7 protein-coding genes are annotated in these 15,160 nt (G+C 68.4%); 1 reads left to right on the top strand and 6 read right to left on the bottom strand.

Annotated elements, in window-relative coordinates; translation table 11 throughout:
- Positions 1-30: 30 nt before the first annotated feature.
- On the bottom strand, positions 31-1,029 hold the full coding sequence (locus AC1RQK_RS38600; protein ID WP_492814756.1) for an alpha/beta hydrolase: 999 nt from the start codon (positions 1,027-1,029) through the stop codon (positions 31-33).
- A 27-nt stretch (positions 1,030-1,056) separates the two neighbouring features.
- Complete coding sequence (locus AC1RQK_RS38595) at positions 1,057-2,715, bottom strand: cyclic peptide export ABC transporter (protein ID WP_492814754.1); 1,659 nt, start codon at positions 2,713-2,715, stop codon at positions 1,057-1,059.
- Positions 2,716-2,888: 173 nt separating this feature from the next.
- Here AC1RQK_RS38595 and fhuF point away from each other — a divergent pair, with 173 nt between their 5' ends.
- Positions 2,889-3,671 (top strand): siderophore-iron reductase FhuF, encoded by a 783-nt coding sequence (fhuF, locus tag AC1RQK_RS38590; protein WP_492814752.1) that lies wholly within the window; start codon positions 2,889-2,891, stop codon positions 3,669-3,671.
- Here the strand turns inward: fhuF and AC1RQK_RS38585 are convergent.
- The 4 genes from AC1RQK_RS38585 to AC1RQK_RS38570 all read right to left on the bottom strand — a co-directional run.
- Positions 3,613-3,807: a hypothetical protein gene (locus AC1RQK_RS38585; protein WP_492814750.1), complete on the bottom strand. Its 195-nt coding sequence runs from the start codon at positions 3,805-3,807 to the stop codon at positions 3,613-3,615. The genes fhuF and AC1RQK_RS38585 overlap by 59 nt on opposite strands.
- Complete coding sequence (locus tag AC1RQK_RS38580; protein WP_492814748.1) at positions 3,804-4,964, bottom strand: PepSY-associated TM helix domain-containing protein; 1,161 nt, start codon at positions 4,962-4,964, stop codon at positions 3,804-3,806. The genes AC1RQK_RS38585 and AC1RQK_RS38580 overlap by 4 nt, the downstream gene beginning before the upstream one ends.
- 60 nt (positions 4,965-5,024) lie before the next feature.
- Complete coding sequence (locus AC1RQK_RS38575) at positions 5,025-7,247, bottom strand: TonB-dependent siderophore receptor (protein ID WP_492814746.1); 2,223 nt, start codon at positions 7,245-7,247, stop codon at positions 5,025-5,027.
- A gap of 89 nt (positions 7,248-7,336) precedes the next feature.
- Positions 7,337-15,160, bottom strand: a 7,824-nt coding sequence (locus AC1RQK_RS38570; protein WP_492814744.1) for an amino acid adenylation domain-containing protein, incomplete at its 5' end; no start/stop codon positions are given.

Here is a 15,160-nt window from a genome sequence, read left to right as displayed (position 1 = left end):
AGACGATGCGCGGCGTGGAGAATTTAGCGCTCAGGCGCCGCGTTCCAACGGCACCGCCGTTGCATCGCGCGTTTGGAAGGCGCGGGCCAGTGCGCCGGCAATTTCCGCGCGGGCCTCGCCAGCGTCGGCGACGATATTGCCCATGCGCAGGAACTCGTGAACCATGCCCGCGTATTCACGCACGACGACCGGCACGCCGGCATCGGCGAGCTTTCGCGCATAGGCGTGGCCTTCGTCGCAGAGCGGATCGCATTCGGCCAGCACGATCAGCGCGGGCGCCACGCCGCGATGGTCCTCGGCGCGCAATGGCGCAAAGCGCCAGTCGCGACGGTCCGCCTCGTCGCGCAGGTACTGGCTGTAGAACCACTCGATCGTGTCCGTATCGAGCAGATACCCTTCGCCGTACTGCCGATGCGAAGCGGTGTCGGTGGTGCCGCCAAGGCCCGCATAGCAAAGCACCTGAAAGCATGGCCGGGGCAGGGCGGGTTCGTCGCGCGCCGCCAGGGCAAGCATGGCGCTGAGGGTTCCGCCCGCGCTGTCGCCGCCCACGGCGATCCGGGAGGCGTCCAGACCCAGTGATGCGGCATGCCTGCCCAGCCATGCCAGCGCATCGATGGCGTCATATGCCGCAGTTGGAAACTTGAACTCCGGCGCCAGCCGGTACGCCACCGACACCACGGCGCAAGGCGTGGCTGCGGCGATCGCCGTGCATAGGGACGCATGGGAATCGAGACTGCCGACCGTGAAACCGCCGCTATGGAAATGCAGCAGGACCGGCAGCGCATCCCCGTCTCCTTGTCGCTCGGGCGCGTAGAGCCGGGCGTCGATGTCGGACCCGTCTCGCGTGGCAATATGCAGCGCTTCGACGCGGCCCACGGGTTCGGGCGGCAAGTCGAGCGCCGTGGACGCGTCATCGAACTCGCGCCGCGCCTGCGCGAGCGTCAGTTGATGAATCACCAGGCGTTTTCCGGTTGCGGTGGCGATTTCCACCATGTCGAGCAGCGCTTCGAGGTCGGGATGCAGGGGCATGGAATTCTCCGTGAACGTTGCCGCGCGTCAGGCAGCGGTGGCCGTGGCCAGCGTGGCCGTGTCGCTCCGCGCCCCGCGATGCGCCTGCACGGTGTCGCTGACGATCTGGCCGTTCTCGATCTTCACAACGCGGTCGGCCAGGTCAAAGTAGCGGTCATCGTGCGAGATCACGAGCACCGCCTTGCCCTGCGCGCGCAGTTCCGGCAGCACTTCGCGATAGAACACGTCCTTGAAGAGCGGGTCCTGGTCGGCGGCCCATTCGTCGAGGATCATCACCGGGCGACGCTCCAGGCACGCGACGATCAGCGCCAGTCGTTTGCGCTGGCCTTGCGACAGCGACTGCGTGGTGAAGCGACCGTCGCGCACGGTGACCTTGTGGCCCAACTGGAAGCGCTGGATCAGGCGATTGGCCAGCGCGTCGTCCTGCGGATCGTGCGCAAGCAGCGTGTCGAACAGGTGGAAATCAGAGAACACGGCGGAGAACTGCGCTCGATAGTCGGCGAGATGCGCGGGGTCGGCCGCCTCGCCGTTATGGCGAAGTTCGCCGGCCAGCGGCGGATACAAGCCAGCCATCAGCTTGGCCAGCGTGGTCTTGCCGCTGCCGTTGCCGCCCACCAGGAACACGATTTCACCGGCATGGAGCGCAAGATCGACCGGCCCCAGCGCAAAGAAGCTGTTTTCGCCTTCGTGGAAGTAGCGATGGCTGGCGGTATCCAGCGACACGCTGGCAAAGCGGGAGACCGCTCGGTCGCGGGGCGGAGCCTCGGGCGCGGCATCGGCGCCCAGCGCCTCGATGCGCGCGTACGCCACACGCCCCATGCTCAGCGCCGGCAGCGCGTTGAGCAGCGATTCCAGCGGCGACATGATGTACAGGAACATGATCGTGAAGCCAGTCATCACGGCCGGGTCCAGCGGCGTTGCGCGCGGCGCGAAGAGCACGCCGCCGATCGCCGCGAAGAACAGGAAGCTGCCGAAGCCCAGCGCCACAAAGAAGATCGACAGGCCACGCGTGCGCGCGGTGCGCACGGCATCGAGCGTCACGCCCAGGCTGTCGCGAATGAAACTGCGCTGCTTGTCGTGATTGAGCTTGAGTTCGCGCGCGCCCGACACCAGCGACTTGAAATGGCCGTGCAGCGCATCCTGTGCGATACCGGCCTGCTTCAGGTGCACCAGCGCGCGGCGGTGGTTCCAGTGATAGAACCACGAGCCGGCACCGAGAATCGCGCAGGCGATGGCGAACGTCGGCAGCGACAGCCACGCCAGATAGCCAAGGCAGCCGAGCACAACCATCGAGTTGGTCAGCACCACCGGAATCACGGACAGGCCGTTGGCCACGTGCGTGCTGTCATCGGCCAGCGCCGCCTGCACCCGCGCATTGCCGGTCTGCTCGATATGCGGGTAGGGCGCGCCAATGAAGCGCTCGCAGATCTGCGCACGGATACGCGCCAGCGCGCTCTGGCTGACGCGCACGAACAGCGTCGACGCCAGCGTGCGGCACGCCAGCACGGCGATCGCCAGCGCCGCGAACGGCAGTGCCAGTTGCGGCGCGTCCGCGCCTTGCGTGGCCAGCACGCGGTTGATGAGCGCCACCATGCTGACGGCGCACAGGCCAGCGGCCAGGCTGGCCGCGGCGGCCAGGACGATGGTGAGCCGCAGCTTGCGCGGCAGGGAGGCAATAAGCGACATGCTGGCTAGATCCGGGATCGGCATTGTCTGGATGACGTGCGGCGCGCGGGGAAAATTAGGGGCCGTCGTGCAGGCCCATCGTCATGGAGCCACCTCCTTAATTTCCATCGCAGGCCATTCGTCATCCGTCAGGCAGGCCGGCATCTCGCCATAGCCGACGCAACACGTACCGCATGATCGACTTTCTCGCCCCATTCTTCGCCGGGCCCTTGCGGCCTTATGCCGAACGACTCGCGCTGGCCGGTGCGGCGGGGTCGGAACCATTGGGGGTGATGGCACGCGGTGCCAGTCTGGATGCTGGCTGGGCCGCCGAATGCCTGGCGCGTGCGTCCCGTGCGAGCGATTGCGAGGACCTGCGGGCGCTCGCCGCAGCGTGGTTCCGCGACTACACGATGGCGGTGCTACCAGGAGCGCTTGTCGCGGCCACGCTGCATCGGCGCGGCCTGACGTTCGACGCTGACGCGGTGGTCTGGTGTGGCGCAGCCAATGGCTGGCTGGCGATGCTGGTGCTGCCGGACGGCGGCGAGGCGTCCGGCGCCACGCTTGCCGCGCTGCTGTCACCGCTGGTCAACGCCCATCTGCCGCGTGTGGTGGCGGCGTTTTCCGTAGCCGCCCGGGTATCTCAGCGTTTGCTCTGGTGTACGGGTGGCGTGGCCACCGCGGGCATCGCGCGGCAACTGGCCGCGCATCCGGTGCTGACGCCCGCGCAGCGCGCGGAAGTGCTGGCATGGATCGACGCACCCGTGTCCATCGACGGCTTCGCCAACCCGTTCCATGGCGCATTCCGACCTGGCGCGGAACCAGGCCAGCCGTGCGTGGCGCCCGTGCGACGCATCTGCTGCCTGAACTACCGCCTGCCGGGCGAGGGCCATTGCGGCACATGCCCGCGCACGGTGCCTACTCCTTCGCGGACGCCATCCGCACGCGCCAATGTCGCCATAGCCAGTACGCCGTGATGGCAACGGGCACCCCCAGGCCGATCCAGCACAGGACGTCCCACGCGCCATCGCCGAAAATGCCGGCCGCCAGACCCGCGAAGGACAGCACGCCAAGCAGCACCGGCATCGGCCAAGTATCGTCGATCAGCTTCATGCCTGGTCTCCCGACAGTTGCGGCGGCAGCGTTGCAGTGGCGTCCTCGCGGCTGCGCCGTGGTCGCTTGAGCCAGAAAATGAAACCCGTCACCGTGGCGCCCGCCGTGATGACCGTCAGTAGCGCCCACAGGATCTGCAGCGGCCGGCCCGCATAGTCGCCGAAGTGGAACGGCGCCGACAGCAGCAGTACCTGCAGATACCACGGCATGCCGCGCACGGCGGCCACGCTGCCGTCGCCCGCATCGACAAGCACGATCGCGTAGACGCGCTTCTGCAGCTCCGTGTGGCCGCGCAGCACCACGCCGTAGTGGCGTCCGGTGGAAAACTCGGTATTCGGATAGAAGACGAAGGCCGGGTCCTTCCCTGGTACCTCCTTGTGCGCCTGCTCCAGCGCGCGATCCACCGGCACGAACGATGCGGTCGTCGGCCCCGGCAGCGTCGCGATCAGGTGCTGCAGCTCGGTCTTCTGCCAGACCCCGATGATCAGCGGGGAAAACGACAGGAACGTCCCCGTCAGCCCGACCACGAGTGCCCACACCATCACGACGACGCCGAACAGGTTGTGCAGGTCCGCCTGCACAATGCGCACCGGCTTGCCGAAGCGGATCAGGCCAAAAGCCAGCTTGCGCATGAACGGCCCGTAGACGACGAGCCCGCTCATCAGGCTCAGCGCGAACAGCACGCCGATAAAGCCGATGAAGAACTGCCCCGGCAGGCCGAGGAACAGATTCAGGTGCAGCTTGAGGATGAAGCCGCTGAAGGTTTCGCCCGGCGGCCCCGGCTTGCGCGTGGCGCCCGTGGCAGCGTCGAACTGGACCGTCGTGCCATTGCGCAGCTTCGGCTCGCCAACGGGTCCCACGCGCACGCCAACGGCGTCGGCATCGTCGTCCGCAAACGAAATCGACTTGGTGATCTGGCCCGGATGCGCGGCCTGGGCCGCGTCGACCAGCGTCTGCACTGCGGGCCGCTGTGCCGGCACGGCAACGGTGCGCTCGGCAGCCACCGCGCCGTGATGTTCCTGGCCGAGCAGCGCGTCGATGTCCTCGTGGAAGATCAGCAGCAGGCCGGTGACGCACAGCACCAGCAGATTCAATGTGCAGAGTAGGCTGGTCCAGCGATGGATCGCGTACCAGAAGCGCAGCGTGGGGGCTTTCATGTTCTTGGACTCCTGCAAGGCAATGCCGCCCGCCCGGACGGACGGGCGGCGTCTTGCTGCTTACCAGCGGTAGGTGGCCGTACCGATGATGGTGCGGCGGCGACCGTAGTAGCAGTTCGTGGCGCTGTCGCACGCGGCCACATACGTCTTGTCGAACAGGTTGTTGACGTTCAGACGCAGCGTGTAGTGCTTGGCGAAGGAATAGCTCGCGGCAAGATCGAACAGCGTGTACGCCGGCACGGTCGTCACGTTCGTCTGGTCATACGACTTGCCCATGTACCGCACGCCACCGCCTAGCCAGACGCCCCGCAGGAAGCCGCTCGACAGGCGGTAATCCGCCCACAGCGAGACCATGTGCCGCGGGATGTACTGCGGCGTCTTGCCTGCGTTCGGCGCGTTCGGGCCCGCCTGGGTGACTTCGGCATCCGTGTACGTGTACGACGCCAGGATGTTGAAGTTGTTCGTGACGGCCCACGTGCCTTCCAGTTCCACACCGCGCGAGCGCACTTCGCCGAGCTGCGAGACCTGGGTGGGCACCGGCGACGTCGTCAGCACATTCTGCTGCGTCAGGTTGAACAGCGACAGTTGCGCGAAGCTGCGCGTACCCTTCGGCTGCCACTTCAGGCCGGCCTCGTACTGCTTGCCGGTGGTGGGCTTCGGCGCGCCGCCGCCGTACAGCACGGTGGTGGCCGTCGGCTCGAACGAGGTCGAGTAGGCAAAGTACGGCGACAGGCCATACGGGCCTTCCCACAGCAGGCCGGCGCGGCCGGTGAACTTGCCGTCGTCGGTGCCGGAGTGCGTCACGACGTTGGTGGCCAGCGTGCGGGCGTCGGCATCGACCTTTGCCTTGTCGTAGCGGCCGGCCAGTTGCACCACCCATCGGTCCGCCACGCGCAGCATGTCCTGCAGGTAGAAGCCCACCTGGCTGCGCACCGTGGTGGTGTCGCTCTGGTACGCCGGCGCCACGAAGTTGCCGTACACCGGGTTGAAGATGTCGATAGGCGGTTGCTGCGTCGGCAGGCTGCCGGTCTGGCCCAGCAGGCGACCGAACGTGGACCGCGTGTAGTCAATCCCGGTGAGGATCGTGTGCTCGAAGATGCCGTGCTTGACCTTGATCTGCGCCTGATTGTCGACAGTGAACAGGTTGTACGACTCGTTCGACCTCAGACCGATGCGGCGCAGCAGGTACGGGCCATTCGCCGGATTCGATACGAGACCGCCATTGCCGTTGATGTCCTCGTAGCTGGTGTACATGTGGCTGTAGCGCAGGTTCTGGCGCAGCGTCACCGTGTCATTCAGGCGATGCGAGAACTCGTAGCCCACCATGTACTGCTCGCGCTTGAAGCGCTCGAAGGACGGTTCGCCCGGGAAGAAGTCGGTCGGGATCTTGGACCCGTTCGCCAACGGCGTGATCGTACCCACGGCCGGCAGGAAGCCGGCGCTGTTGCCGGCGTTGTCGTGATAGATCTGCGAGTACAGCGTGAAGCTGGTGGCGTCGGTGGGGCGCCACGTGATCTGCGGCGAAATGAACAGGCGGTCGTCGCCGGCGTGGTTCGTTTGCGTCCCGCTGTCGCGCGCCAGCGCGGTCAGGCGGTAGAGCACCTTGCCGTCCTTGTCGAGCGCGCCCGTCAAATCGCCCGAGATCTCGCGGCGATCGTAGTTGCCGAAACTCAGATTGATCTCGTTCGACGATTCCGCCTGCGGCCGCTTGCTGACCTGGTTGATCAGGCCGCCCGGCGCGGTCTGGCCGTAGAGCACCGACGAGGGCCCGCGCACGATGTCGACACGCTCCAGGCTGTACGGCTCCAGGTCCCAGTAGGCATAGCCGCCGGACCAGGGCATCTTCAGCCCATCCCAGTACTGGCCGTTCTGGGCGGCGTTGAAGCCGCGGATGTAGTACGTGCCGCGCCGCGTATCGATGATCGGCTCGGTGCGCACGCCGGCGCTGTAGCGCAGGGCTTCTTCCACGCGCTGGGCGCCCTGGGCACGGATCTGGTCCGACGTGACCACACTGATCGACTGCGGCGTGTCCTCGATGGGCACGTCCGTCTTGGTGGCCGATACCGACTTCTTGCCCACGGGGCCGTAGTTTTCGGCGACCGTATCGGCGCGCACGCTGACGGCCGGCAACCGGACTTCGCCGCCGCTGGCGGGGGCAGGCGTGGCGTCGTTCGTCTGCGCGTACGCAGTCTGGATCGTGACAGCCATGGCCAGCGCGGTCAGCGCGAATGGTTGCCGATTCGCCCAAGCCTGACGCGGCCTGGCGCTTTTACCCGTTCTCATATTTCTCCTGATTCTGCAGTTTTTTGATGGAGTAGTTATTCTAAATGCAAACTATTCGCATTTGCATTTATAAAATCACGATTCCTGGCCTACGTCGGTAGGTTTGTGGCGGACATGCCCCCAGTCGGCACAGGGGAATGCGGGCGTCCATCGCCCGAAAGCCCGGCGTCGAGGCTGGCGGCCAGATCGGCCAGCAGCCGCCCGTCGCGGACGATTCCGTGGTGATCCACCCCATCGAGCACCGCCTCCCGCCATGGCGCTCCCTGCCATGCGGCCAGCCGCGCAGCGGCAATATCGCGGCTGGAACGCCACCAGACGGCGCGCGGCGCGCTTACGACAGGCACCGCCTGCTGCGATGCCGCCATGGCACCCAATCGGTGCGCGGCGACGAACATCTGCGCCAGTTCTGCAGCCCCAAGCCCGGCCTGCGGCGATGGCGAGGCGGCCACGAGCGGTGCCAGCAGGCTGGCCACAAGGTCGGCCCCCGGCGCAGCGGCCGGCTGCGCGGGCAGCGCCAGGGCGCCGGCACCCGGCAGCAACCGCGCCGCGAAATCGGCCAGCGCCACGGGCCAGCCCGGCGCGGCGTTGGCAGCCGGCGCCCGGCCTTCCGGCACGAATGGGTCGATCAGGCCAAGCCATTGCACCGACTGCCCCTGGGCCTCAAGCTCGCGCGCCATCTCCGTGGCCAGCGTCGCGCCCAGCGACCAGCCCAGCAGCAGATAGGGCCCTTGTGGCTGGGCGACACGCCATTCGCGAACGTAGTCGGCCGCGATCGACGCCAGCGACGTGTCGCGCCACGCCGGATCGGCCAGCACCCGCGACTGGAAGCCATAGACCGTCCGCGCCTTGCCGAGCTGGCCCACGATGGCGTCGTAGTCGAACAGCGTGCCCAGCGCGGCGTGGACGCACGCCAAAGGCGGCAGGGCGCCGCCGGCGGGGCCCTGCGCCAGCACCCGCAGCGCCGTGGCCGCCACGGGCGCGGCTTGCGCATCGGGCAGCAACTGGCCGATGGTCGGCGTCCGCATCAGGTCGCGCAGCTTCAGGTCGATTCCCAGCGCCTTGTTGGCGCGCACGCGCGAAATCACCTTCAGGCTCAGCAGCGAGTCGCCCCCGAGCGTGAAGAAGTTATCGTCAAGGCCGACGCGCTCCACGCCCAGCACCTCCTGCCAGACCTGCGCCAGCCAGCGCTGGGCTTCGTTGCGCGGCGCCACGAAGTGCTCGGCGCCCTCGGCCTCCGGTGCCGGCAGCGCGCGACGGTCCAGCTTGCCGTTTGGCGTCAGTGGCAGGGCGTTGATCACGACGAATGCCGCCGGCACCATGTAGTCGGGCAATTCGGCGGCCAATGCGGTGCGCACGGCGGCGATATCCACCTGCGCGCCACCAGCCGGCACGACATAAGCCACCAGCCGCGCGCCGGAGGGGCCCTCGATAGCCAGCACGGCCGCATTGCCCACACCCGCCTGCGCCAGAATCCGCGCCTCGATCTCGCCCGGTTCGATCCGGAAGCCGCGAATCTTCAGTTGCTGGTCGATCCGGCCCAGATACTCCAGTTGCCCGTCAGGCAACCAGCGCGCCAGATCGCCTGTGCGATACAGCCGTGCGCCATCGTCAGCGAATGGGTCTGGGATAAAGCGCTCCGCCGACATGCCGGGACGGTTCAGATACCCACGCGCCACCCCCTCGCCGCCGATATGGAGTTCCCCGGCCACGCCCGGCGGCACAAGGTTCAGCTCCGCGTCGAGCAGGTAGCAGCGTCGGTCGCCAACCGGGCGGCCAATCGGGGCATAGGTGCCCGCGAAATCCGCTTCCGGCGCATCGCCGCGCACCTTCCACACCATCGGCGTGACCACGGTCTCCGTCGGGCCATAGCCGTTGATATAGGTCCGCGCGCCCAGCGCGCGCCGTGCCTGGGCAAAGGCGCCTCGCGGCATCGCTTCGCCACCGAAGGAATAGAGCGAGACGTCCGGGCGTTCGCCGCTCTGTTCGACGTATTCGGCCAGTTGCCGCAGGTAGGCCGGCGGGAAGCCCGCGTTGGTCACGCCATGGCGGATCATCGCCTGCGCGGTCTGCTCGGGCGTCCAGAGCGCGTCGTCGCGCAGTACCAGCGAGCCGCCGCAGGCCAAGGCGCAAAGCCAGCGCTCGTGGGCGCCGTCGAACGCGAATGACAGGAAGTGAAGTTCGCGCGAGTGGCCGCCCATCTCGTAGGCGTCGATGGTCGCCGCCACGTGCATGGCCAGCGGGCCGTGGGACACGCACACGCCCTTGGGGCGTCCGGTCGAACCGGAGGTGTAGATCACGTAGGCGAGTTGAGACGGATGGACCGGCACCTCGGCGGCCAGCGTCGGGCCGTTGCCCACCATATCCAGCGTCAGCACCGGCAGAGAAGCCGGCGCCGGCAACGTATCGAGCAAGGCCGGCTCGGTGACGAGCAGCCGGATCGCGCTGTCCTCGAACAGATAGGCCAGCCTGTCCTTGGGATAGGCCGGGTCGAACGGCACATAGGCCGCGCCAGCCCGCATTACGGCCAGCAGCGTGACGATGATGTCGAGCGAGCGGGACAGGGCGATGCCCACACGATCCTCGGCGCCGATGCCGCGTGCATGAAGCACGGCGGCCAGCCGGTCCGCACGCGCCAGCAGTTCGCCATAACGCAGCGTCTGCTCGCCACAGGTCACGGCAACGGCCTGCGGCTGCGCCAGCGCGTGGCGGGCGATCTGCGCGTGGACCGGCATGCAGGCATCGGCCGGCACTTCGCCCTGGCCCAGCGCAAGCAGCGCCGCCTGTTCATCCGGCCCCAGCAGGCTCAGCGACCCCACGGTCTGCGCGGGCGACGTCCCCATCGCGCCGAGCAGCGCCATCATCTGCGCGCAGATGGCGGCCACCTGCTCGGCGTCGAACGCGCGCCGCATATAGGTGAAGCTCAGCCGCAGCGTCTGGCGCAGGCTGACTTCGACGTCCATCTCATACTCGGTCAGGCCGGTACTGCCCTGGGTCTCGAAGCGCAGGCCGCTGCGCCCGGCCGACGCCAGCGCGTCTTCCAGCGGGAAGTTCTCGAACACGAGGATGCTGTCGAACAGGCGCTGGCCGGCCTGGCCGCCCCAGCGCTGAATGTCCGACAGCGGCGTGTGCGCGTGTTCCCGCGCCGACAGGTTGAACGCCTGCAATTCCCGCAGCCAGTCGCCCAGATCCTGCGCGGCACGCGGCTCGGCCAGCACGGGCAGCGTGTTGATGAACAGTCCCAGCATCTGCTGGGCGCCGGGCACCTCGGCGGGGCGGCCGGACACGGTGGCGCCAAACGCCACGCGCCGCTGGCCCGTGTAGCGCTGCAACAGCAGCAGCCACGCCGCCTGCACCACGGTATTCATCGTGACCTTCTGCGCGCGGGCGTATGCCGCCAGCCGCTCAGTCTGCGCGGCGCTGCAGGCGTGCTGCAGCAGGCCATATCCGCTGCCGGAGGCAGGTGCGGCCAGTGTCTCCGCCAGCCGCGTTGGCGTGTCGAATCCCGCCAGCGATCCGCTCCAGAACGCCTGAGCCTCCTGCGCGTCGCGCGCCTGCAGCCAGCCGATGTAGTCCGCAAAACGGCCTTCCGGTGCCGCTACCGCTTCGCCGGCATAGCGCTGGAGCACCTCGCCCAGCAATTGCGACGTGCTCCAGCCGTCGACCAGCAGATGGTGGACGGTCCATACCAGGTGATGGCGCGCCGCCGCCGTGCGTACCAGCGTCAGGCGCATCAGCGGCGGACGTTCCAGATCGAAGCCGCGTGCCAGATCGGCGGCCGCCAGTTCGTCGATCGCGGCGCCCAGCGATGCCGGCGCACGCAGCGACCAGTCCTCCTCGGCGTACGGCAGCACCACGTCGCGCGCCACCCACTGCAAAGGCTGCTCGCCGCGCTGGAGGAAGCCGGTCCGCAGCGTGTCGTGGCTGCGCAGCGCGTCCCGCCAGGCCGCTGCAAAGCGCCCGGCGTCCAACCCGTCGATGTCGACGCGCAACTGGTTGATATAGGCGCCGCCCCCGGCATCCGAGCGGGCGACGCTGTGATACAGCATGCCTGCCTGCATCGGCGACAGCGGATAGACGTCCTGCACCGCGTCGACGTCCAGCCCCAGCGCGTCGAATTGCGCCAGCGACAGCCGTGCCGGCGCGAGATCCCCAGAACGCGACGGCTCGCGCACCGGCGCCGACGGTGCGGACGCGGCATCGAGCGCCGTCACCACGGCCGCCACCTCCGCCAGCGTCTGCCGCTCGAACAACTGCTTGGGCGTCAGCTGCCAGCCCTGCGTGCGCAGGCGCGCGACGATCTGCAGGCTCAGGATCGAATCGCCACCGAGTTCGAAGAAGTTATCGGCGCGGCCCACGCGTGCCACCTTCAACACGGCGGCCCAGATCTCGGCCAGCGTCGTTTCGATGCCCGGCTGCGGCGCCTCGTATTCGGCGGTACCCGCGAAGTCGGGCGAGGGCAGTGCGCGGCGATCGAGCTTGCCATTCGGCGTGACCGGCATCCGCTTCAGCACCACGAAGGCGCTCGGCACCATGTAGTCGGGCAATGCCTTCGCAAGCCACTGGCGCAGGCCGTCGATATCGCAGCCCGCCTCGTCGGCCGGCACCACGTACGCCACCAGCCGGGCCGGGCCGTCCTGGGTCAGCGCGATGACGACGGCGTCCCGCACGGCGTCGTGCGCCAGCAGCCGCGCCTCGATCTCGCCCAGTTCGATCCGCAGGCCGCGAATCTTGACCTGATGGTCCAGGCGGCCGAGATATTCGATATGCCCATCGGCATGGCGCCGTGCGAGGTCGCCGGTGCGATAGAGGCGCTCGCCGTGTGTGCCATGCGGGTCTGCGACAAAGCGCTCGGCCGTCAGCGCCGCGCGCCCCAGATAGCCGCGCGCCAGGCCGGCACCGCCGAGATAAAGCTCGCCAGCCACGCCGGCGGGTATCGGCTGCAGCGCGGCGTCCAGCACATGGGCGCTGACGTTGGCGATGGGATGCCCGATCGGCACCGAATGCCCGCCGTCGTCGCGGCAGGTCCAGTGCGTGACATCGATGGCTGCCTCGGTCGGCCCGTACAGGTTGTGCACGGCCGCCCACGGCAGCAGGTGCATCGTGCGTCGCGCCAGATCGGCAGGCAGGGCCTCGCCGCTGCACACCACATGACGCACGCTCATGCACGATGCCGCCAGCGCACCATCGGTCCCGTCGCCGACAAACGCCTGCAGCATCGCGGGCACGAAGTGCAGCGTGGTGACGCGGTGGCGGGCAATCAACGCCGCGATGCGCTGCGGATCGCGATGATCGCCCGGCGCGGCCAGCGCCAGCCGCGCGCCCGTCATCAGGGGCCAGAAGAACTCCCAGACGGACACGTCGAAGCTGAACGGCGTCTTCTGCAGCACGGTATCGCTGGCGTCCAGCCGGTACTGCGCCTGCATCCACCACAGCCGGTTATGCAGCGCGCCATGCCGGTTGCCGGCGCCCTTGGGCCATCCGGTCGAGCCGGACGTGTAGATCACGTAGGCGAGATGCTCGGCCGACAGCAACGGCGCGGGGTTGCCCGAATTGTCACCGGCGTACAGCGCCGGATCGGTCAGATCGATGGAGGCGACCACGCCGCTCGACGCCGGCATGGCCTCTGGCCGTTGCACCAGGATCACCGCTACCGCGCTGTCGTCGATCATGTAGGCCAGCCGGTCCGCCGGGTAGTCCGGATCGAACGGCACGTAGGCGCCGCCGGCCTTCAGGATCGCCAGCAGCGCGACGACCATTTCCACGGACCGCTCGGCCAGCACGCCCACGGGCACGTCCGGCCCCACGCCACGCGCGATCAGGCGATGGGCCAGCGCGTTGGCGCGCCGGTTCAGTTCGGCATAGGTCAGCGTGGCATCGCCAAAGACGAGGGCCACCGCATCGGGCCGCGCGGCCGCCCGGGCCTCGAACAGCCTGTGAACGGGCTCGGCCGCCGGGTATGGCACGGTTGCGGTGCCGGCGGCCAGCGCCGCCGTGCGCTCTGCGGGTGCCAGCAGCCCGATGGTTGCCAGCGGTGCCGCGCCGTCGGCGGCCATCTGCCGCAATACGGCAAACAGCGTGTCCACCAATTGCCGCGCCTGCGCATCGGCCAGCAGCGTGCGGTCGAAGCGGCAGGTCAGGTGCAGCGTATCAGTCTGGGCAATGAGCAGCGTCAGCGGGTAGTTCGTCTCGGCCAGATTGCGGACGTTGGCAAACGACAGCCCGCCCGGCGTGCGGCGCAGCGCGGCGTCGACCGGGTAGTTCTCGAACACGACGAGGGAATCGAACAGGGCCTGCCCACCACGGCCCGCCCAGCGCTGCACGTCGTAGAGCGGCGTGTGCTCGTGTTCGCGCAACGCCAGGTTCAGCGTCTGCACCGTGCGCAGCCAGTCGCCGACGGCCTGTTCCGGCTGCGGCGTGGCAATCACGGGCAGCGTATTGATGAACAACCCAAGCATCTGCTGCGCGGCCGGCAGATCGGCGGGGCGGCCGGACACCGTCGCGCCGAACGCCACGGCGGGCTGGCGCGTGCAGCGTTGCAGCACCAGCAGCCACGCGGCCTGCACCAGCGTATTGAGCGTGACCTTCTGCGCGCGGGCAAAGCTGGCCAGCGCCGCCGTTTCGCCCGCATCGAGCGCATGGAGTTGCTCGCCTTGCCCATGGCGGCCCGCTTCGGCCGCTTCCGGGGCGCGCAGCGCCGCCAGCAGGCGCGTCGGCTCGTCGAGCGCCTTCAGCTGATCGCGCCAGAACGATTCGCTGGCGTCGGCATCGCGCGATTGCAGCCAGCCGATGTAGTCGGCAAAACGGCCCGCCACGCCGGGCAATCCTTCACCGGCGTAGTGGCGCAGCACCTCGCCCAGCAACTGCGCGGTGCTCCAGCCGTCCAGCAGCAGATGGTGGACGGTCCAGACCAGATGATGGCGATCGGGTCCCGTGCGCAGCAGCGCCACACGCATCAGCGGCGGCTGCCTGAGATCGAATCCCTGGGCACGCTGGCTGGCCGCGAAAGCGTCGATATCGCTTGCGTCCCGGCCAGCCCAGTCTTCCACGATCATCGGCAGGGCCACGTCCCGGGCCACCCACTGGAGTGGCGACGCCTCCCGATGGAGGAAGCCGCAGCGCAGGCTGTCGTGGCGCGCCAGCACCGCTTGCCACGCCGCGACGAAGCGACTGGGGTCGATGCCGTCGACGTCGACGCGCAACTGGTTCGTATACGCGCTACCTTCCGGGGCAAAGACGCTGTGGAACAGCATGCCCGTCTGCATCGGGGACAGCGGGTAGAGGTCTTGCACACGGGCAGGATCGAGAAGCAGGCTGTCGAGTTCGGGCTGCGACAGCCGCACCAGCGGGAAATCCGACGGCGTGAGCCCGGTGGCGCCCAACGTGCAATGCGCGACCACTGCCTCCAGCTCCCCGCGCAAGGCCGCCGCCAGCGCTTCGATCGTTGCCGCACGGTAGCGCGTGCCGGTATAGGCCAACGACAGCTTCAGCCGCCCGTCGAAAACCTGCCCGCTGATCGACAAGGGATGGGAAAGCGGCGTCGCGGCGTCCTGGTTAGCGCCCGTGCCTTCGGCCGCGGGCCGCCACGCGGCACCTTCGGCAAAGCTTGCATCGAACTGGCCCAGGTAGTTGAACACCACCTCGGGCTTGGGCACCGCTGCCAGTGCCGACTGCTGGGCCGGCGTGCCCCAGCGTCGCAGCAGGCCGAAGCCGATGCCTTCGCCGGGCACCGCGCGCAGATGCTCCTTGACCGTGCGGATGGCCGTGCCGATCTCGCCGCTGCCGTCGAGCGCCACCGGGAACATTGTCGTGAACCAGCCGACCGTGCGGCTGAGATCGAGCGAATCATCCACGCCCGCCACACGGCCGTGGCTTTCGAGGTCCACCAGTACGTCTTTTCGGCCAGTCCACGCGGA

This window comes from Cupriavidus sp. GW822-FHT02D05, from assembly GCF_058802485.1.
This window is presented reverse-complemented; position numbering and strand designations above follow the sequence as displayed.

Excerpts from the sequence above, each read along its gene's own strand:
- AC1RQK_RS38600 (WP_492814756.1), bottom strand. The coding sequence starts at position 1,029 with ATGCCCCTGCATCCCGACCTCGAAGCGCTGCTCGACATGGTGGAAATC.
- AC1RQK_RS38595 (WP_492814754.1), bottom strand. The coding sequence starts at position 2,715 with ATGTCGCTTATTGCCTCCCTGCCGCGCAAGCTGCGGCTCACCATCGTC.
- fhuF (WP_492814752.1), top strand. The coding sequence starts at position 2,889 with ATGATCGACTTTCTCGCCCCATTCTTCGCCGGGCCCTTGCGGCCTTAT.
- AC1RQK_RS38585 (WP_492814750.1), bottom strand. The coding sequence starts at position 3,807 with ATGAAGCTGATCGACGATACTTGGCCGATGCCGGTGCTGCTTGGCGTG.
- AC1RQK_RS38580 (WP_492814748.1), bottom strand. The coding sequence starts at position 4,964 with ATGAAAGCCCCCACGCTGCGCTTCTGGTACGCGATCCATCGCTGGACC.
- AC1RQK_RS38575 (WP_492814746.1), bottom strand. The coding sequence starts at position 7,247 with ATGAGAACGGGTAAAAGCGCCAGGCCGCGTCAGGCTTGGGCGAATCGG.